Origin of the sequence: Pseudomonas sp. SAS7, assembly GCF_052112345.1 — a bacterium.
Taxonomy (GTDB): domain Bacteria; phylum Pseudomonadota; class Gammaproteobacteria; order Pseudomonadales; family Pseudomonadaceae; genus Aquipseudomonas; species Aquipseudomonas putida_Q.
In genome coordinates this window covers 1-18327 of the sequence record NZ_JBEGGO010000023.1, presented here as the reverse complement: position 1 = coordinate 18327, position 18327 = coordinate 1, and the positions used below count along the sequence as shown (strand labels likewise).

Sequence of the window (18327 nt, the reverse complement as noted above, 5' to 3'; positions counted from 1 at the left end):
GCTGTCACCCCGCATCGGGCCAGCAGCCAGCTGCCAGCAACGGCTCGGTCAGAGCCCGGAGGCATCGATGACTCGCGACACATCACCCGACCTTCACTACCTCAGCGGCTTCGGCAACGAGTTTGCCAGCGAAGCGCTGCCGGGGGCCTTGCCGGTCGGGCAGAACTCGCCGCAGAAGGCGCCTTATGGGCTGTACGCCGAATTGCTCTCGGGCACGGCGTTCACCATGGCCCGCAGCGAGCTGCGCCGTACCTGGCTGTATCGCATTCGCCCGTCTGCATTGCACCCGCGTTTCGAGCGGCTGGCGCGCCAGCCGCTGACTGCGCCGCTGGGGGCCATCAACCCCAACCGCCTGCGCTGGAGCCCCCAGCCGATACCTGCCGAGCCCACCGATTTCATCGCAGGCTGGCTGCCCATGGTGGCCAACGCCCCGGCGCAGAAACCGGCTGGCGTGAGCATCTACATCTACTGCGCCAACCGTTCCATGGAGCGGGTGTTCTTCAACGCCGACGGTGAACTGCTGCTGGTGCCGGAACAGGGCCGCCTGCGCATTGCCACCGAACTGGGTGTAATGGAAGTCGGCCCCCTGGAAATCGCGGTGATTCCGCGCGGCATGAAGTTCCGTGTCGAACTGCTCGACGGCCAGGCCCGTGGCTACATCGCCGAAAACCACGGTGCACCGCTGCGTATTCCGGAACTGGGCCCGATTGGCAGCAACGGCCTGGCCAACCCGCGCGACTTCCTCACCCCGGTGGCGCACTACGAAGAGGCCGAAGGGCCGGTGCAACTGGTGCAGAAGTTCCTCGGCGAGCACTGGGCCTGCGAACTGCAGCACTCTCCGCTGGATGTGGTCGCCTGGCACGGCAGCAACGTGCCCTACAAATACGACCTGCGCCGTTTCAACACCATCGGTACCGTCAGCTTCGACCACCCGGACCCGTCGATCTTCACCGTGCTGACTTCGCCGACCAGCGTGCATGGCCTGGCCAACATGGACTTCGTGATCTTCCCGCCGCGCTGGATGGTGGCCGAGAACACCTTCCGTCCGCCATGGTTCCACCGCAACCTCATGAACGAGTTCATGGGCTTGATCAGCGGTGCCTACGATGCCAAGGCCGAGGGCTTCCTGCCCGGTGGTGCCTCGCTGCACGGGGTGATGAGCGCCCACGGCCCCGACGCCGAAACCTGCGAAAAAGCCATTGCCGCCGACCTGGCGCCGCACAAGATCGATAACACCATGGCCTTCATGTTCGAAACCAGCCAAGTGCTGCGCCCGAGCCAGCAGGCCCTTGAATGCCCGCAATTGCAGGCCGACTACGATAGTTGCTGGGCCACCTTGCCGAGCACCTTCAACCCGAACCGGAGATAACCGATGAACCACACTGCCAATGCCCGTAGCTGGGTCGAGCACGCCAACGGGCACAGCGACTTCCCGCTGCAGAATCTGCCATTGGGTATCTTCAGCCGGCCGGGTGAAGCCAGGCGCTGTGGCGTGGCCATCGGCGACGCGATCCTTGACCTGGAGGCGGTGCTGGCCGCCGGCCTGTTCGACGGCGCCGCCAAGGCCGCCGTCGAAGCCACCCGCGGTGGTGCACTGAACGAATTCTTCGCGCTGGGCCGCAGCGCCCGTGTCGCCCTGCGCGAGCGCTTGCAGGTGCTGCTTGGCGAACACAGCGAACACCAGGCGGCGCTGCAAGCCGCGCTGTACCCGGCCAGTGCCTGCCAGTTGCATGTACCTGCGCAGATCGGTGACTACACCGACTTCTATGTGGGCATCGAGCACGCAAAAAACGTGGGCAAACTGTTCCGCCCCGACAACCCGCTGCTGCCCAACTACAAGTACGTGCCGATCGGTTATCACGGCCGCGCCTCGACCATCCGCCCGTCCGGCACCGATGTGCGCCGGCCAAAGGGCCAGACCTTGCCGGCCGGGCACACCGAGCCAAGCTTCGGCCCTTGCGCACGCCTGGACTACGAACTGGAACTGGGTATCTGGATTGGCCAGGGCAATGACATGGGCCAGGCGATCCCGATTGGCGATGCTGCCGAGCACGTAGCCGGCCTGTGCCTGCTCAACGACTGGTCGGCGCGTGATATCCAGGCTTGGGAATACCAGCCATTGGGGCCGTTCCTGTCCAAAAGCTTCATTACCACGATCTCGCCCTGGGTGGTCACTGCCGAAGCGCTGGAACCCTTCCGCTGCGCCCAGCCGGCACGCCCGGAAGGCGACCCGCAGCCGCTGTCGTACCTGCTGGACAAACGCGACCAGGCCGCCGGTGCATTCGATATCGAACTCGAAGTGCTGCTGCTGACCGAGCGCATGCGCGAGCAGGGCGCTGCCCCGCACCGCCTGACCCTGAGCAACACCCGCAGCATGTACTGGACCGTGGCGCAGCTGGTGGCGCACCACAGCGTCAACGGTTGCCAACTGCAGCCGGGCGACCTGTTCGGTTCGGGCACATTGTCGGGCGCCACGCCGGGTTCGCATGGCAGCCTGCTGGAGATCACCGAAGGCGGCAAGCTGCCGGTTGAACTGGCCAGCGGCGAGGTGCGCAAGTTCCTCGAAGACGGCGACGAGATCATCCTGCGTGCCCGTTGCACGCGTGATGGCGTGGCCAGCATCGGCTTCGGCGAATGCCGTGGCACGGTCATCGCGGCCAACTGAGGAGGCAGGGGCATGGAGCTGTACACCTATTACCGTTCCACCTCGTCCTACCGGGTGCGCATTGCCCTGGCACTGAAGGGGCTGGCTTACCAGTCCCTGCCGGTCAACCTGCTACAGGGCGAGCAGCGCGGTGCGGACTATCTCGCCATCAACCCGCAGGGCCGCGTGCCGGCCTTGCGCACCGACGGCGGGGAATTGCTGGTGCAGTCGCCAGCGATCATCGAGTACCTGGAAGAGGTTTATCCACAGCCTGCACTGCTACCGGCCACTGCCGAAGCGCGTGCCAAGGTACGTGGCGTGGCGGCAATCATCGGCTGCGACATTCATCCGCTGCACAACGTCAGCGTGCTCAACCGGTTGCGCCAGGCCGGCCAGGACGAAGGCCAGGTCAACCAGTGGATCGGCCACTGGATCAGCCAGGGGTTGGCGGCGGTGGAGCAACTGATTGGTGATGAGGGCTTTTGTTTCGGTGACCAACCGGGGCTGGCGGATGTGTACCTGATCCCGCAGCTGTATGCCGCCGAGCGCTTCAACATCGACCTCGACAGCTACCCGCGCATCCTTCGGGTTGCCGCACTGGCGGCCGGGCACCCGGCATTCGCCAAGGCCCACCCTGCCCAGCAGCCGGACAGCCCGGCTCAGTGAAGCGAACGGTTCGCCGTCGGAAGCTTGCCGATCCGCTCGGACAGCTTCAGGCGCTGGATCGGGTCTTCCGTGAGCAGTAACGCATGCTCCAGGTCGAAGCGCTCGGCCTGTGGGCAGTCCAGGTGCTGGTACAGCGAGGCGCGGGTCACGTAGTCGCTGACTTGAACCGGGCCCAGCTGCATGATCCGCTCGGCATCGATCAAGGCCGCCAGGTGGTTGTCGTTGCTGATGTGCAATTGGCGCAGGTTGCGGGACAGGCGTTGCAGCATCTGCAGCGGGCTGGCACTGCGCAGGTGCTCTGCCGTCAGGGCAACGTGCGGGCCGAACTGGCGCGCCAGCAGCTCACGGCAATCATTGGGGTACAGGCGCCGGCCACCACAGGGGTCGAGCAGGTGGTCGGCACCCGGCACCCGCAGCAGGAAATGGCCAGGGAAGCCCACGCCCTCCAGCGGGATGGACAGGCGCCGGGCCAGCTCCAGGGCAAGGATCGCCAGGGTCAACGGTTGGCCACGGCGGCGTTGCAGCACCTTGTCCATCATCGCGGCCTGTGGGCGCAGGGGGTGGTATTCATCCTGCTGAAAGCCCAGGGCGTTGAGTTGGCGCAGCAGCGGCTGGGCCAGTTCGCACACCGGCAGCATCGGCAGGTTGGCGCTGATCTCACGCTGCAGGTCATGCAGCATGGCAAGGCTGGCCGCGGGCTCGACGCTGCGGTCGTGCTCGGCGGCCATCCACAATGCGGCTTCCAGCAGGGCGACAGGCTCGCGTTCCAGGCAGGCCAGGCAGGCTTGACGTGGCTTCATGGGGGATCTCCACACACGCTTGAGTATTAGCTGTGGCGGGCGGTTTCGTCCAGTGGTCCGGCAGCCACGCCAGCTTCGGGGCCGTGCCTATACTGGAAGGAGCACCTCGTGGGGGAGCCTGTCGATGTTCGCACTGATGCAAAGCACCCGTACTCAGTCACTGCACCTGTTCAACGACCCGGCGACGGGCCTGAAAGCGGTTGTGGCGATCCACAGCGAACAGCTGGGCCCAGCCATGGGCGGTTGCCGCTACCTGCCTTACGCCGATGACGAAAGCGCCATGACCGACGCCATTCGCCTGGCCCAAGGCATGAGCTACAAGGCGGCGCTGGCGGGCTTGCCGCTGGGTGGGGGCAAGGCGGTGATCATGCGCAACCCGCATGTGGAGAACCGCGCCGCGCTGTTCGAGGCGTTTGGCCGCTTCATCGATACCTTGCATGGGCGCTTCATCATCGCCGTGGACAGCGGCACCTCGACCCTGGACATGGACTGCATCGCCCAGAGTACCCCCCATGTGACCAGCACCACGGCCTCCGGTGACCCCTCGCCACATGCGGCGATGGGGGTGTTCGCCGGCATCCGCGCCACCACCTCGTTCCGGCTGGGCAGCGATGACCTCAGAGGCCTGCGAGTAGCGGTACAGGGGCTGGGCAATGTCGGTTATGCGCTGGCCGAGCAACTGCATGCGGTGGGCGCGGAGCTGCTGGTCAGCGACCTGGACCCAGGGCGTGTGCGCTTGGCGATGGAGCAGTTCGATGCAAAACCTGTAACCAACGATGCGTTGATCAGCACCCCTTGCGACATCTTCGCACCCTGCGGCGTGGGGCCGGTGCTGAACGGTCAGAGCGTGATGCAGCTGCGCTGTGCGGCAGTGGCGGGGGCGGCCAACAACCAGCTGACTACCTTGCAGGTGGCAGACCAGTTGGAGTCACGCGGAATACTGTATGCGCCAGACTACGTGATCAATGCCGGTGGGCTTATCTACGTGGCGCTGACCCACCGTGGCGAGGACCTGGGCACCATTACCGCGCACCTGGCGCGCATTCCTTCACGGCTGACCGAAGTGTTTGGCCATGCGCAGGCGGAAAAGCGTTCGCCGGCGCGGGTGGCGCAGATGCTGGCGGAGCGGTTGCTGTATGGCTGAAAGTTGATACTGGCTTTGCTGGCCTCTTCGCGGGTGAACCCGCTCCCACAGGTACGGCGCTAATCTTGAAGGCAGCGAAGATCCTGTGGGAGCGGGTTTACCCGCGAAGCAGGCGGCGCCGATGTTACTCGGTTGCGCCACCTTCCAGCAGTTCGGCCAACGCATCCGGCTGGCTCTTGAACGCCCGGGCGAACACATCGCGGTTCTTGGCCATGTAGATACCGGCTTCATCGACCTGCTGCTCGGTCAGCGACGGCACCGCTTTGTGCAGCACTTCAGCGAGGCGCTCGGCCAGTTCGAGCATCTTGTCGTGACGGTCTGCTTCGGCCTTATCCATAAACAAGTGCTCCGGGTCGCGGCTGCTGCGGTACACCACTTCGACGGCCATTCATCACCTCTATGCCTTTTTGCTGGTTGTGTTGCGGCTTACTGTATCTATATACAGTAATGGCAATGTTGGTTGGTTCGCAAGCAGAAATTGTAGCGTTGCCAAGGGAAGCAGTACCTGTGGGAGCGGGTTCACCCGCGAAAGGGCCGGCCCAGGCGACCTGTCTACTTGCGATGCCCAAAGTGCCTTGCGGCAATCGGTCGCCTTCCAAGACAGGGGCCTGGCCCTTTAACTGCATGGCACAAGCGTCACACGGGTGACGCATCATCCTTAAAGTCGTATCGGGGAATGGAACATCGTGAACATCAAATGGGCAGAAAAACTGCGCAAGGGCCTGCACGGCTCGGCCGACTCGCTGGGCAACCTGTGCGTCGAGGCGTTCCATTACCTGGCGTTGTTCGGCATTGGCGCGATCACCGCCTACGCGGCGGTGGCGACGTTCCTGGAAATGCTGGGCAAGGGCGGGATCAGCGTCGATGACATCCTGCTGCTGTTCATCTACCTGGAGCTGGGGGCGATGGTCGGCATCTACTTCAAGACCAACCACATGCCGATCCGCTTCCTGTTGTACGTGGCCATCACCGCGCTGACCCGCCTGCTGATCGGCGATGTCTCGCACCACAAGGCACCGGACGAAGGGCTGCTGTACCTGTGCGGGGGCATCCTGTTGCTGGCGTTCTCGATCCTGGTGGTGCGCTACGCCTCGTACCGCTACCCCTCGACCAAGGTGCTGGATGCCAACGGCAAGCAAGTGGAGGAGGGCAAGTAGCCCTCAGTTGGCAACGAAATGGCGCGGCTCGTGACGGGCGTCACGGGTGAGCGCGGCCAGCACCTGCATGGGGTTCTGGCTGAGTTCGATGGCAAGGCCCAGGCGGATGCTGTCGATCACCCGTTGCAGGCGCACCGGGTCGTTGCGCTGGGCCTGGGTGATGAGGCGCTTGGCGACCACGCCGGCGTCGTCCGAGAGGGTCAGCATGATGCTGCCGTCGAGGTTGGCGATGCTCAGGTTGACCCGGTATTCGGGGGCGAATGCAGCACTGATTCGTTCGAATGGGTTGTTCATGGTGTTGCTTCTGCGGTGAATGAGTGCAGGAGTTGACCGAGAACTTCGCACGTTGGTTCACCGCCATTGATCGGCACAAACGAAAACGCCCGGCTCAAGGCCGGGCGTTTTGCTAAGCCAATCAGGCTTCTGGATCGCTCAGTTCCAGGGCGCCGCGCTTGCTGCGCAGCTTGCCGTAGAAGTGTTCCAGCGCGTGGTTGAGCTTGGTGGCGGCGCCGTCGACTGCCTGATCTACCGAAGTGGCAGTGTGGGTCACGGAAATCGGTTGGTGGCCTTTGGGGCGAGCCTCCATCTGGCAGCGTTTGTCATGCGGTCCGGGCTTGGCGCCGTTCTCGTCGCGCAGGTGAACCTCGATGCGGGTGAGGTCTTCTTCGTAACGTTCCAGAGAGCTCTGCAGGGTACTGCGGACCCACTGATCGAGACGGGCGTTGCTTTCGAAATGGTTGCTGCTGTTGACCTGGATTTGCATGATTCAATCCTTATTCAGCTTGCTCGCATGGAGACGCGCCTAGGCCCTTGAGACCCTTGGAATTTCTGCGCCTCTTGACTCTAAGGTCAGGCAACCGCGGACCGAATTCAAGCCCTTTTTGAAAATAAATTTCTTGTTGCAAATCCATCGATGCCTGGCGGGGTTCTGTAGGAGCAGCCTTGTGCTGCGAAAGGGCCGGCATGCCTTCAACAGATGTTTTGTCTGTGCCGGCCTCTTCGCAGCGCAAGGCTGCTCCTACAGAGGGCAGGGCTGCATGGCCGTCAGAACTCCACTGACGTCTGCACATACAGCGTTCGCGGCTCACCCGCGTACTTGCCCTTGTTGTTGTCATCGTAGGAGCGCGTGTAGTACTCGCGGTTGAACAGGTTCTTCACCCCAACCGCCACTTTCAGGTTCGATAGCTGCGGGCCAAAATCGTAGCCGGCACGGGTGCTGACCAGCATGTAACCCGGAATGCGCCCAGTGCTGCCATCGGCGCTTTCGGTGCCGGTGTTGGCGTTGTCGGCGTACTGGCTGCTCTGGAAGCTGCCGTCCAGGTTCAGCTGCCAAGGGCCATCGGTGTAGCCCACGCCCAGGTTGCCCTTGTGCCGCGACGAGAACGGTACCTGGTTACCTTTGTTCGGCCCGTCCTCGCGGATGGTGGCGTCAACGAACGCATAGCTGGCGTGCACATCGAAGCCGGCCAGGGCCGGGCTCAGGCCGTCCAGTGCATAGCGGACGCTGGTTTCGATACCCTGGTGACGGGTTTCGCCGCGGGCGATTACCGAGTCGTTGGTCTGGTTGCTTTCGTACTGGTTGTCGAAGTTGATCAGGAACGCGCCAATCTCGGCCTGCAGGTCGCCGTTGTCGTAGCGGGTGCCGACTTCCCAGGTGCGTGCCTTCTCCGGTTTGACCTCGCCGCTGCTGACGCGGTTGGGCATCTGGCTGTACTGCACGCTGCCGAACGAGCCTTCGGTGTTGGCGTACAGGTTCCAGCTGTCGGTCAGGTGGTACATCACGTTGAGCGCTGGCAGCGCGGTGTTGTAGCTGCCCTGGTAGCGCTGACCGTTGAGCTTGTTGCTCTGCTCGGAGTCGATCATCTCGTAACGCACGCCCGGGGTGATGGTCCAGCGGCCGATGTCGATGCGGTCATCCAGGTAGATGGCGTGGGCTTCGGTGCTGCCACGGGTGTCGCGGTCGTTGCGGCTGGCAGTGGTCGGCAGGTTGCCGTTCACCGGCTCGCGAAAGCGCAGTTCGTGGCCGGCTTCGTTGACGTAGCGGTAGCCAATGCCCAGTTCGTGCCAGCTATCGCCCAGCGCCAGGCCCTGCGAGAAGCGGGTTTCGATACCGCGCACCCAGTACTCGCGGGGCGACAGCGAAACGAAGCTGCCCTGGTCCAGGTAGCCGCTGCGCAGGGTCTTGGTGAAGAAGCTGTTGACGCTGAACTGGCGGTCGTCCTGCTTGTAGTCGTAACCGAAGTTGAACAGGGTGCGGCGGCCCCAGAACTTGTCCTTCAGGCGCGTGGACTGGTACGGGTCTGCAGCGAAATCGGCGGTGCTCAGGCCGCCAGGCATGTCGGCCTCGCCCTCGTAGTACTGGGCCATGGCGTGCAGGCTGTTGGCTTCGTCCAGCTGCAGCTTGCCCTTGAGGATCAGGTCGTCGATCTGCGTGTCGCTGTGTTCGCGCCAGTCGCCACCACGGGTGCCGGAATACAGCAGGGCGCCGCCCAGGCCGTTGGCATTGGTGCCGCCGACCAGCAGGTTGGCGCTGTTCTTGAAGCCGTCGTGGCTGGAGGAGGGGCTGATCTGGTTTTGCATGGCGGCCTTGAAGGTGGCCTGCTCGGGGATCGCCCGGGTGACGAAGTTGACGATGCCGCCGACGTTCTGCGGGCCGTAGCGCACTGCGCCGCCACCACGCACCACATCCACGGCGTCCATGTTGCCCATGCTCAGCGGGGCCAGCGACAGCTGCGGCTGGCCATACGGGGCGAACGGCACCGGGATGCCATCCATCAGCACGGTCGAGCGCGATGCCAGGCGCGGGTTGAGGCCGCGAATGCCGAAGTTGAGCGCCAGGTCGTGGCTGCCGGTTCCGTTGTTGTCGGGGGCGTTGACCCCGGGGATGCGGTTGAGCACTTCGCGGGCGGTGGTAGCGCCGCTGCGCTCGAACTCTTCACGGCGTATCACGTCGCGGGCGCCTGGGTGCTCGAACACATTGTCCTGCTGCGCTTCTGCCAGCCAGTCGCCGACAACGGTGGACGCGCCGAGCTCGAGCGGGGCGCCGGCGGCGGGGCTGGCGATTGGCTGCAGGCTGAAGGCGTTGTCGGTTTCCTGCCGCACCTGCAGGCCGCTGCCGCGCAGCAGCGCGTCGAGGCCCTGGCGCACATCGTACTGGCCGTCCAGCCCCTGGGTGCTGATACCCTGGGTCAGTTGCGAGCCGAACGAAATCAACGCACCGCTTTCGCGGCCAAACTGGTTGAGAGCGTCTTCAAGCGAGCCGGCGGCGATATGGTAGCTGCGGGTTTCGGCATGGGCGACGGGCATGGCCAGGCCGAGCGTGGTGGTGAGCAGCAGGGCGTGGAGGAGGGGGCTGGGGCGCAACGGCATGGGTCGGGTCCTGAAAGAGGGGGTTTGCCATGTCTGTCACGCGAGGTTGGGAAAATGGCTCACTTGATTTGGATTTTTTTTGCGGGTGTTTTCGCCATTGCATTTTTGTCGCCTGTGAGATCGAGCGCCGCCCGCGCGGCGCATCGCGAGCTGCGCTCGCTCCTACGTTTGTTTCGGGCCAGTCACGCCTGTGACAGGAGCGCGCGACCGCCTTGGTGAAACGACGCGATATCGCGGCATGCACCAGGGCGTTCGCGCACAATTCCCACGGCATGATTGGCCCGAAACAAACGTAGGAGCGAGCGCAGCTCGCGATGCGCCGCGCGGGCGGCGCTCGTTTTACGCCTCACCACAAAAACCAAGGCGATCACCCGGTAACCGTCACCCAGTACCGTGTGAACCGCCGCACCCGAACCGGCAGTGCTACCTCCAGCATGTGCAGGATGCGCTCACTGTCATCCAGCGGATACGACCCGGAAATGCGCAAGTCGGCGACCCGTTCGCTGCACCCCAGTTGCCCGTGGCGATAGCGCCCGAGCTCTGCCAGGAAATCCGCCAGGCGCATCTGCGAGGCCACCAGCATGCCGTCGACCCAGGCGCCCACATTGCGATCGAGCGCCGAGACTAACTGCCAGCCGCCCGTAAAGCGTGCCTGCTGCCCAGCCAGTAACGGTTGCCCCGCAGCGCTGGCCACACCCTCGAATACAGACACCAGGCTGTAGCCAGCGAACTGGCGCACGTTGAGGCGGCCGCTGTGCAGGCGCAGCGCCCCTTCGCCGGTCCTCAGAAGCAAAGGCCGGGCATCGTTGGCCACCTGCAGCGCCAGTTCACCTTCAAACAGCTGTACCCGGCGCTGTTGCCCGTCGAAGCGCACGTCGGCGGCACTGCGGGTGTTAAGTTGCAGCACGCTGCCATCTTCCAGGCCCATCCGCCGGCGCTGCCCCACCGGGCTGCGGTAGTCGGCCATCAGGCCGGGCATCGGGTTGTGCTGTTGCAGTCCCAGGCCGGTGGCACTGGCCACCCCCACCAGCAGCAATGCCTTGAGCGCGCGCCGCCGGGCGGGCGAGTGGGGGGCTTGCAATGTCGCGTGCACCACCGGCGAGGGCACCCCATGCAGGCGCTGGTTTACCTGCTGGATATGGGCCCAGGCGCGCTGGTGCTCTTGGTCGGCCCGCAGCCAGTGTTCCAGCGCCAACCGCTGCGCCTGGCCAAAATCATCGCCTTGGGACTCGATCAACCAGTGCACGGCTTGCTCCGCCACTTGTGGAGAAAACGAGGCTTTCACAGGGCGAAGTAGCAGCGCATGGCCGCCTTGGTCAGATAGCGCTTGACCGTGGCCAGCGAGATGCCCAGTTCACGCGCAATTTCACCCTGGCCAAGGCCATCGACCTGGGCCAGCAGGAAGGCGCGTTTGACCAGTGACGGCAAACCGTCCAGCAGGCGGTCCAGCTCCAGCAGGGTCTCCAGGATGATCGCCTTCTGCTCCTCGCACGGTGCTACTTCTTCAGGCACCTGCGCCAGTGCTTGCAGGTAGGCACGCTCCAGTTCCTGGCGGCGAAAGTGGTTGCACAGCACGCGCTTGGCTACCGTTGCAAGGAACGCACGCGGCTCGACCAACTGTGGCGTCTCGCGGGCCTGCAACAGGCGCAGGTAGGTGTCCTGGGCCAGGTCGGCGGCACTTTGCGGGCAGCCCAGGCGGCGGCGCAACCAGCCAGTGAGCCAGTTGTGATGAGCGTGGTAGAGGCCTTCGACCGTGGATGTGAGCGCGCTGTGCACCGTGATACTCCGGCGCCGTGCAGCGCAACTGGTAGTAAGAATTGTTCGCATTGTATTGCAGGGCAGAATGCTCGGCAATCTCCACCGGCGACTGGGCAGGACAGGCAACACATCGCTAACTCTTTGCCTATGAGAATTGAAATCATTATTATTGCAGCCCCGAAAAACGCCCGGACCTTCGCCATGATGCGCAAAACCGCCGGCCTCTCGCTCAGCTATCGGCTGGCCGTTGCCTCACGCAGCCTGGCCGCGCTGTTGGGCGGCTACCTGCTGGCGTCCATGGCCAGCGTCTGCATTGCCCTGGTGGCGCCCCTGCCTAAGGTCGATGCCACGCTGACCGGCCTGCTGTTGTCGTTCGTCTTCTACCTGCTGGCATTCATCTGGTGCTTCGCCTGTCGCAGCGCCTGGCGTGCCTGGCTGGGCGTGTTGGCGCCGAGCCTGTTGCTGGGCATGATCAGCGGCGTTGCCTACTGGATGAAAAACCCATGAAAGAAGGCTTCCGTCAGGCGATGGCCTGGCTGCACACCTGGACCGGCCTGATCTTTGGCTGGCTGTTGTTTGCCATCTTCCTCACCGGCACGCTGTCGTACTTCAAGGATGAAATCACCCACTGGGCGCAGCCCGAGGTGCGCAGTCATGCGCTGGACCCAGCCCTCAGCCTGGACAAGGCCCAGCAATACCTGCAGGACAATGCCGGGCATTCCGCCTCCTGGTTCATCGACATGCCCAACGAGCGTGAGGCGGCCCTGAGCGTGGGCTATCGCGACCCCAACGGCGGGCCGCGTGGCTTCGTCAACAAAACCCTCGACACGCAGACCGGCCAGCCGGTGGAAGCTCGCGACAGCCGGGGTGGCGAGTTCTTCTACCGTTTCCACTTCCAGCTGCAGATGCCGTACCCGTTTGGCCGCTGGCTGTCGACGTTCTGCGCCTTCATCATGCTGTTGGGGCTGGTTACCGGCATCATCACCCACAAGAAGATCTTCAAGGAGTTCTTCACCTTCCGCCCCGGCAAGGGCCAGCGCTCCTGGCTGGACGGGCACAACGCCATCGGCGTGCTGGTGCTGCCCTTCCACCTGATGATCAGTTACAGCAGCCTGGTGCTGTTCATGTACATGGTGATGCCGGCGGGCATCATGGCCAGCTATGGCAATGACACCGGCAAGTACTTCAACGACCTGTTCGGCCGCGACGATGCGCCCAAAGCGGCCCAGGTGGCCACGCCGCTGGTTGCGCTGCCAACCCTGTACGCCAAGGTCCAGGAACTGCAACCGGGCGCGCGTATCGGCTTCGTCCAGGTGCAGAACCCGGGCGACAGCAATGCCCGCGTCACCTTCACTCAGTCGGCTGCCGACCACGTGGCTTATCGGCGCAGTGCCAACTGGACGTTCGACGGCGCCAGTGGTGCGCTGTTGAGCCAGGGCAAGCCAGAGAGCGGGGCGATGATGACTGCCTTCAGTTTTGCCGGGCTGCACATGGGCAATTTCGCCGGGCCCTGGCTGCGCTGGCTGTATTTCTTCTTTGGCGTCGCCGGCACTGCGGTGATCGGCACCGGGCTGGTGATGTGGTTGGGCAAGCGCCAGCTCAAGCATGCCAAGAGCGCGCACATGCCGGGTGAGTTGCGCCTGGTCGAGGTGCTCAATATCGCCAGCATGAGCGGCCTGCTGCTGGCGGTGGCGGGCTTCTTCTGGGCCAACCGCCTGATCCCGGTGGGCATTGAGGGCCGCGCCGACTGGGAGGTCAATACCTTCTTCATCGCCTGGGGCTTGTCACTGGTGCATGCCGTGCTGCGCAGCGGGCGCCGTGCGTGGGGCGAGCAACTGGCGCTGGGGGCGCTGGCCTTTGCCCTGCTGCCGCTGCTCAATGGCTTGAGCACCGACCGGGGTTTGAACCATTCGTTGCAGGCGGGTGACTGGGCCATGGCCGGCTTCGACCTGACGGCCCTGGGTACTGGCCTGTTCCTGGCCTGGCTGGCCGGCAAGATGTTGCGCAGCCCCAAACCGGTAGCCAAGCGACCACGCGCGGCAAAAAACACGGGCACTGAAACGGCGCAGGTGAGCTGATGCTGGGTAACGCACTGATTGCATTCGCAGGTTTTGTCGCCCTGTGCCTGGCCATGGAAAAGCACTTCAGCGATTTGCTTGGGCGCAAGCCGCGCCCCGGGCAGTTGCGGCTGTTGCGTGTCGCTGGTTGGCTGATGCTGATGCTATCGCTGGTGCTTAGCGTGCACCTGCGTGGCTGGGCCCATGGCCTGGTGGAGTGGACGGCCGTGATGATGGCCGGGGTAACCGTGTGGGTGTTTGGCCTGCCCTACCAACCGCGCCTGCTGCTGGGCCTGGCCGCCGCCAGCGTGGTGCTGGGGCCGTTGCTGGCCCTGTTTGCCGTGTGAACCGGTGAGCGAGCAGGGGGATATCAGCCAGCCCGACGCCGACAGCAGTGGCGGGCGTGCACGTTTCGTCCAGGTGTTCCTGGCCCAACGGGCGCGCATGGAGGCGCTGGTCAGCCGGCGCGTTGGCTGCCGCGCCACGGCTTCAGACCTGGTGCAGGAACTGTTCCTGCGCTTCTGGCGCCGCCCCGAGGTCAAGGTCGAGGCGCTGGACACCTACCTGTTGCGCTGTGCCGGCAACCTGGCCATCGACCACCTGCGCAGTGAAGGCAGCCGCGAACGCGTGGCAGAAGCCGCTTTGCCCATGGACGAAGCAGCCACGGCTCAGGCGCCGGAGCAGGCGCTGGAGGTCGACCACGATTTGCAACGCATCGAAGCCGCCTTGCGCGCCTTGCCCGAGCGCACCCGGCAGATCTTTCTGCTCAACCGCATCCACGGCTGCAAGTACGGCGAAATTGCCAAGGCCATGCAGCTGTCCCAGAGCGCCGTGGAAAAGCATATGATGCGCGCCCTTGAAGCGTGCAAGGCGAGTGTTGCCGAGCCCGCGTCCACCCCACGCCGGCCAGGGAGTGCCCGTCGATGAGCCGTTTGCCCCCGATCACTGAGGCGCAGTCCCAGGCCGCCTTGCAATGGCTCAGCCGCATCAATGAGCAGCCCGCGCAAGCCGAAGGGGCTGCGTTCAAGCGCTGGTTGCTGGCCGACCCCGTGCACCGTGACGCCTATCAACAGGCCCAGGCGCTGTGGCAGAAAAGCGCCGCCCCGGCGGCGCGCCTGGCGGACGAAGAACAGGATGCCCTGCAACGCTACCTCGATGCCATGGCCAAGCCGCCGACCCGCGGCCCGTGGCGGCAAGTGGCAGCACTGGCGATGGCGGCCTGCCTGGTGCTGGCCGTGGGCGTTGCCGGGGGCTGGCACCCGGGGTACTGGTTGCAGGACCTGCAGGCTGACTACAGCAGTGCCGGGCAGATTCGCCAGGTGACTTTGGCCGACCAGTCGCAGGTGACGCTTGATGCCGGCAGCGCCATTGCGGTCGATTTTGCCCAGGGAGAGCGCCGTGTGCGGTTGCTGCATGGCGCAGCGTTCTTCGAGGTCACGCATACCGGCGAGCCGTTCCTGGTCGAAGCGGGCGGTGGCGAAGTGCGGGTGCTCGGCACCCAGTTCGAGGTGCGTGAGCAAGGCGACGGCGCCCAGGTGACGGTGCGCAGCGGGCGTGTGGGCGTGAGCCCTGCGCAAGGCACTCTGGCGCGTGAGCTGACGGCCAACCAGCAGGTGGCCTACAGCGCAGGCAGGGTAGGCGACACCCTGGCGGTGGACAGTGAAAACCGCCTTGCCTGGCGCCAGGGGTGGCTGAACTATTACCAGGTGCCGCTGGCGCAGGTGGTCGAAGACCTTGGGCGCTATTACCCGGGGCGCATCCTGTTGCTGGATGGCGAGCTGGGGCAGCGCAAGGTCAGCGGCAGCTTCCCGGTGGCCGAGCCGCTGCTGGCGCTGGATTCGCTGGGCAAGGTGATGGGTTTTTCGCGGCAGACCGTGCTGGGGCGTTTGACCCTGGTTCGGTAACTGCCTGTGCCGGCCTCTTCGCAGCACAAGGCTGCTCCTACAGGGGCCATGCAATACCTGTAGGAGCAGCCTTGTGCTGCGAAGAGGCCGGCACAGGAAAAATAATTTCATCAACGGGTGAGGTAACAGGACGTGGCATCCGTGTAATGAGTGAAAGTGCGATTCATTCGCAACCGTCACCCTCTCACAGGTCAGCGTCCATGAAGTTCTCCCCGCGTTGCGTCCCTCTCTGGCTCGGCCTTGCTGCGCTGCCGGCCTTGGCTGTCGCCCCTCTGGCAAGTGCCGCCGAGCAGTTGCAGGCCTATGCCTTCGCCCAGCCGGCCCAACCCTTGGCCCAGGCCCTCAACGCCTTCAGCCGCACCACCGGCCAGAGCGTGGTCTACACCCTCGAACTGCCAGGTGTACAGGCCCCGGCGTTGAATGGCCGGTTCAGCGCCGAGCAGGCGCTGCAACAGCTGCTGGGTAACGCCGGGCTGGCTTGGCGGCGAGTCGACGCACGCACCCTGACCCTCGAACCCGCCGACACCTCAGGCGCCCTCAACCTGCAGGCCACCAACGTAATCTCGCAGCTGGACGACTACAGCTACCAGCCCCCGGCCAGCGCTTCGATCATGCGCGGGCAGGGCCCGAACCAGGACATCCCCCAGGCCATCAACGTGGTACCGGCCCAGGTCATCCGCGACCAGGCCCCGCGCAACCTCGACGATGCCCTGGCCAACGTCAGCGGCATTACCCAGGGCAACAACTTTGGCGGCACGTCCGACACGGTGATGAAGCGCGGCTTTGGCGACAACCGCGACGGCTCGATCATGCGCGATGGCATGCCCATCGTGCAGGGGCGTAGCCTCAACGCCAGCACCGAGCGGGTCGAAGTGCTCAAGGGCCCGGCCTCGCTGCTGTACGGCATCCAGGACCCGGGCGGGGTGATCAACGTGGTCAGCAAGCGGCCGCAACTGCAGCAGTACAACGCCCTGACCGTGCGCGGCTCGACCTACGGCAGCGGCAAGAATGGCAGTGGCGGCGGGCTCGACAGTACCGGTGCGCTGGGCGACAGCAAGTTCGCCTACCGCTTGATCGTCGACCATGAAGACGAAGACTACTGGCGTAATTACGGCGTGCACCGCGAATCGCTGGTGGCGCCGTCGCTGGCCTGGCTGGGCGAAGACACCCAGGTGGTGCTGGCCTACGAGCACCGCGAGTTTCTCTACCCCTTCGACCGTGGCACAGCGTTCGGCAGCAACGGCCACCCGCTGAACATCCCCGCCACGCGCCGCCTGGACGAGCCGTTCAACGACATGGAAGGGCGCTCCGACCTGTATCGCCTGGAGGTCGACCATCAGCTGGCCGATGACTGGAAGCTGCACTTTGGCTACAGCTTCAACCGCGAGACCTACGACGCAAGCCAGGTACGGGTGACCGGCGTCAATGAAGCCAAAGGCACGCTGATACGCAGCATCGACGGCACCCACAACGCCATGAGCCGTGACCAGTTCGCTACCCTGAGCCTGGCCGGTAATGTGGAATTGGCCGGCCTGCAGAATGACCTGTTGTTCGGCGTCGACCATGAAGACCGCAAGGTGTATCGCGGCGACCTGATTCGCCAGACTGCCAAATCCACTTTCAGCTATGTGGACCCGGTCTACGGCCAGGAAGTGGAAGGCAGCACGGTGCGTGCCAGCGACAGCGACCAGACCGACAAGCTGCGCACCGATGCACTGTTCGTGCAGGACGCGTTACACCTGGATGACCACTGGATCCTGGTGGCCGGCGCACGCTTCCAGCAGTTCGACCAGTACGCCGGCCGCGGCCGCCCGTTCACGGCCAATACCGACAACAGCGGCCAGGCCTGGGTGCCGCATGCCGGCATCGTCTACAAGGTTGATGAACAGCTGTCGTTCTACGGCAGTTACAGCGAGTCGTTCAAGCCCAATTCCAGCATTGCGCCGCTGACTGGCGGTGTGGTGCTGGACGCGTCCGTTGCACCTGAGGAGGGCAAGTCGTGGGAGTTGGGCGCCAAGCTGGACATGCCCGGTCGCCTGACCGGTACGCTGGCGCTGTTCGATATCACCAAGCGTAATGTGCTGGTTGCCAATTTCGACAGCGGGACTGGCGAGACGGTCTACAGCACTGCCGGTGAGGTCAATTCAAGAGGTGTGGAGCTTGATCTGACCGGCCAGCTCAGCGACCACTGGAGCTTGATCGGCAGCTATGCCTATACCGATGCCAAGGTTACAAAAGACCCGGACCTTGAGGGCAACCGCTTGCAGAACGTTGCCAAACACAGTGGTTCGCTGTCGGCTGTTTACGACTTCGGCAGCCTGTTCGGTGGCGACAAGCTGCGTGTAGGTGCAGGCGCGCGTTACGTGGGTGAGCGGGCGGGCAATTCGACCAACACCTTCGACCTGCCGTCGTACACCGTGGCCGATGCGTTCGCCACTTACGAGACCAAGCTTAATGAGCACAATGTGCGTTTGCAGCTGAACGTAAAGAACCTGTTCGACAAGGTTTACTACAGCTCGGCGGTGAACCAGTACTTTGTGGCGATTGGGGATGCGCGACAGGTGAGCCTGTCCAGCACCCTCGAATTCTAGGTATTTGGGGCTGCTTTGCAGCCCTTTCGCGGCACAAGGCCGCTCCTACAAGGAAACCATGATCCCTGTAGGAGCGGCCTTGTGCCGCGAACGGGGCGCGAAGCGGCCCCGGTTTTTCAGCTTCGCAGCAGACATTGCCGGGGCTGCTGCGCCGCCCTTTCGCGACACAAGGCCGCTCCTACAAAGGTTGGCGCTGCCTTGAGCTTTGCACGGCAGCTCGGCGCACAGATCGACAAG

General features: G+C 64.3%; 18 protein-coding genes and 1 pseudogene. 11 read left to right on the top strand and 8 right to left on the bottom strand.

Annotated features, from left to right (window positions below; all coding sequences use genetic code 11):
• The first annotated feature begins 67 nt into the window (after positions 1 to 67).
• From hmgA to maiA, 3 genes are read left to right on the top strand one after another with little or no spacing between them, the layout of a single operon-like run.
• Positions 68 to 1369: a homogentisate 1,2-dioxygenase gene (gene hmgA / locus ABI582_RS26935; RefSeq protein WP_442120793.1), complete on the top strand. Its 1302-nt coding sequence runs from the start codon at positions 68 to 70 to the stop codon at positions 1367 to 1369.
• Positions 1370 to 1372: 3 nt separating this feature from the next.
• Positions 1373 to 2665: a fumarylacetoacetase gene (gene fahA / locus ABI582_RS26930; protein WP_442120792.1), complete on the top strand. Its 1293-nt coding sequence runs from the start codon at positions 1373 to 1375 to the stop codon at positions 2663 to 2665.
• A gap of 12 nt (positions 2666 to 2677) precedes the next feature.
• Positions 2678 to 3310 carry a maleylacetoacetate isomerase gene (maiA, locus tag ABI582_RS26925; protein ID WP_442120791.1) on the top strand — a complete coding sequence of 211 codons (633 nt, stop codon included), beginning with the start codon at positions 2678 to 2680 and terminating at the stop codon, positions 3308 to 3310.
• Here the strand turns inward: maiA and ABI582_RS26920 are convergent.
• Positions 3304 to 4110, bottom strand: a complete 807-nt coding sequence (locus ABI582_RS26920; protein ID WP_442120790.1) for a SirB1 family protein — start codon at positions 4108 to 4110, stop codon at positions 3304 to 3306. The genes maiA and ABI582_RS26920 overlap by 7 nt on opposite strands.
• A gap of 124 nt (positions 4111 to 4234) precedes the next feature.
• Between ABI582_RS26920 and ABI582_RS26915 the strand changes: the two genes are divergently transcribed.
• Positions 4235 to 5254: a Leu/Phe/Val dehydrogenase gene (locus tag ABI582_RS26915; RefSeq protein WP_016497958.1), complete on the top strand. Its 1020-nt coding sequence runs from the start codon at positions 4235 to 4237 to the stop codon at positions 5252 to 5254.
• Positions 5255 to 5378: 124 nt separating this feature from the next.
• On the opposite strand, the gene ABI582_RS26910 is transcribed toward ABI582_RS26915, so the two are convergent.
• On the bottom strand, positions 5379 to 5642 hold the full coding sequence (locus ABI582_RS26910; protein ID WP_442120789.1) for a YebG family protein: 264 nt from the start codon (positions 5640 to 5642) through the stop codon (positions 5379 to 5381).
• 298 nt (positions 5643 to 5940) lie between these two features.
• On the opposite strand from ABI582_RS26910, the gene ABI582_RS26905 reads away from it, so the two are divergent.
• Positions 5941 to 6411: a phosphate-starvation-inducible protein PsiE gene (locus ABI582_RS26905; protein ID WP_019473939.1), complete on the top strand. Its 471-nt coding sequence runs from the start codon at positions 5941 to 5943 to the stop codon at positions 6409 to 6411.
• Between the two features lie 3 nt (positions 6412 to 6414).
• Here ABI582_RS26905 and ABI582_RS26900 read toward each other — a convergent pair whose 3' ends face one another.
• From ABI582_RS26900 to ABI582_RS26880, 5 genes are all read right to left on the bottom strand, one after another.
• Positions 6415 to 6705, bottom strand: coding sequence for a DUF3509 domain-containing protein (locus ABI582_RS26900; protein ID WP_019473940.1), 291 nt, complete (start codon positions 6703 to 6705; stop codon positions 6415 to 6417).
• Between the two features lie 121 nt (positions 6706 to 6826).
• Positions 6827 to 7174: an HPF/RaiA family ribosome-associated protein gene (locus tag ABI582_RS26895; protein ID WP_019473941.1), complete on the bottom strand. Its 348-nt coding sequence runs from the start codon at positions 7172 to 7174 to the stop codon at positions 6827 to 6829.
• A gap of 281 nt (positions 7175 to 7455) precedes the next feature.
• Positions 7456 to 9780, bottom strand: coding sequence for a TonB-dependent Fe(3+) dicitrate receptor FecA (fecA, locus tag ABI582_RS26890; protein ID WP_442120788.1), 2325 nt, complete (start codon positions 9778 to 9780; stop codon positions 7456 to 7458).
• A gap of 367 nt (positions 9781 to 10147) precedes the next feature.
• Positions 10148 to 11065: a FecR domain-containing protein gene (locus tag ABI582_RS26885; protein ID WP_442120787.1), complete on the bottom strand. Its 918-nt coding sequence runs from the start codon at positions 11063 to 11065 to the stop codon at positions 10148 to 10150.
• A complete protein-coding gene (locus tag ABI582_RS26880) occupies positions 11062 to 11607 on the bottom strand; it encodes a sigma-70 family RNA polymerase sigma factor (RefSeq protein WP_442120786.1) in 546 nt (181 codons plus the stop codon). Before ABI582_RS26880 ends, ABI582_RS26885 begins: the two co-directional genes overlap by 4 nt.
• Positions 11608 to 11739: 132 nt before the next feature.
• Here ABI582_RS26880 and ABI582_RS26875 point away from each other — a divergent pair, with 132 nt between their 5' ends.
• The 6 genes from ABI582_RS26875 (at position 11740) to ABI582_RS26850 (ending at position 18090) form a co-directional block, all read left to right on the top strand.
• Positions 11740 to 12045, top strand: a complete 306-nt coding sequence (locus ABI582_RS26875) for a DUF3649 domain-containing protein (RefSeq protein WP_442120785.1) — start codon at positions 11740 to 11742, stop codon at positions 12043 to 12045.
• A complete protein-coding gene (locus ABI582_RS26870; protein WP_442120784.1) occupies positions 12042 to 13616 on the top strand; it encodes a PepSY-associated TM helix domain-containing protein in 1575 nt (524 codons plus the stop codon). The genes ABI582_RS26875 and ABI582_RS26870 overlap by 4 nt, the downstream gene beginning before the upstream one ends.
• Positions 13616 to 13942, top strand: a complete 327-nt coding sequence (locus tag ABI582_RS26865; protein WP_442120783.1) for a DUF3325 domain-containing protein — start codon at positions 13616 to 13618, stop codon at positions 13940 to 13942. The genes ABI582_RS26870 and ABI582_RS26865 overlap by 1 nt, the downstream gene beginning before the upstream one ends.
• Before the next feature lie 4 nt (positions 13943 to 13946).
• On the top strand, positions 13947 to 14522 hold the full coding sequence (locus ABI582_RS26860) for an RNA polymerase sigma factor (protein ID WP_442120782.1): 576 nt from the start codon (positions 13947 to 13949) through the stop codon (positions 14520 to 14522).
• Complete coding sequence (locus ABI582_RS26855) at positions 14519 to 15499, top strand: FecR family protein (protein WP_442120781.1); 981 nt, start codon at positions 14519 to 14521, stop codon at positions 15497 to 15499. The genes ABI582_RS26860 and ABI582_RS26855 overlap by 4 nt, the downstream gene beginning before the upstream one ends.
• Before the next feature lie 200 nt (positions 15500 to 15699).
• Positions 15700 to 18090 (top strand): TonB-dependent siderophore receptor, encoded by a 2391-nt coding sequence (locus ABI582_RS26850; RefSeq protein WP_442120780.1) that lies wholly within the window; start codon positions 15700 to 15702, stop codon positions 18088 to 18090.
• A 45-nt stretch (positions 18091 to 18135) separates the two neighbouring features.
• Here the strand turns inward: ABI582_RS26850 and ABI582_RS26845 are convergent.
• Positions 18136 to 18327, bottom strand: a pseudogene (locus ABI582_RS26845) (serine/threonine protein phosphatase); the annotation flags it as partial.

Coding starts and splice junctions, on each gene's coding strand:
- ABI582_RS26850 (WP_442120780.1), top strand. CDS start 15,700: ATGAAGTTCTCCCCGCGTTGCGTCCCTCTCTGGCTCGGCCTTGCTGCG.
- ABI582_RS26880 (WP_442120786.1), bottom strand. CDS start 11,607: ATGCGAACAATTCTTACTACCAGTTGCGCTGCACGGCGCCGGAGTATC.
- ABI582_RS26875 (WP_442120785.1), top strand. CDS start 11,740: ATGATGCGCAAAACCGCCGGCCTCTCGCTCAGCTATCGGCTGGCCGTT.
- ABI582_RS26900 (WP_019473940.1), bottom strand. CDS start 6,705: ATGAACAACCCATTCGAACGAATCAGTGCTGCATTCGCCCCCGAATAC.
- ABI582_RS26865 (WP_442120783.1), top strand. CDS start 13,616: ATGCTGGGTAACGCACTGATTGCATTCGCAGGTTTTGTCGCCCTGTGC.
- ABI582_RS26855 (WP_442120781.1), top strand. CDS start 14,519: ATGAGCCGTTTGCCCCCGATCACTGAGGCGCAGTCCCAGGCCGCCTTG.
- ABI582_RS26910 (WP_442120789.1), bottom strand. CDS start 5,642: ATGGCCGTCGAAGTGGTGTACCGCAGCAGCCGCGACCCGGAGCACTTG.
- maiA (WP_442120791.1), top strand. CDS start 2,678: ATGGAGCTGTACACCTATTACCGTTCCACCTCGTCCTACCGGGTGCGC.
- ABI582_RS26915 (WP_016497958.1), top strand. CDS start 4,235: ATGTTCGCACTGATGCAAAGCACCCGTACTCAGTCACTGCACCTGTTC.
- fecA (WP_442120788.1), bottom strand. CDS start 9,780: ATGCCGTTGCGCCCCAGCCCCCTCCTCCACGCCCTGCTGCTCACCACC.
- ABI582_RS26895 (WP_019473941.1), bottom strand. CDS start 7,174: ATGCAAATCCAGGTCAACAGCAGCAACCATTTCGAAAGCAACGCCCGT.
- ABI582_RS26920 (WP_442120790.1), bottom strand. CDS start 4,110: ATGAAGCCACGTCAAGCCTGCCTGGCCTGCCTGGAACGCGAGCCTGTC.
- hmgA (WP_442120793.1), top strand. CDS start 68: ATGACTCGCGACACATCACCCGACCTTCACTACCTCAGCGGCTTCGGC.
- ABI582_RS26870 (WP_442120784.1), top strand. CDS start 12,042: ATGAAAGAAGGCTTCCGTCAGGCGATGGCCTGGCTGCACACCTGGACC.
- fahA (WP_442120792.1), top strand. CDS start 1,373: ATGAACCACACTGCCAATGCCCGTAGCTGGGTCGAGCACGCCAACGGG.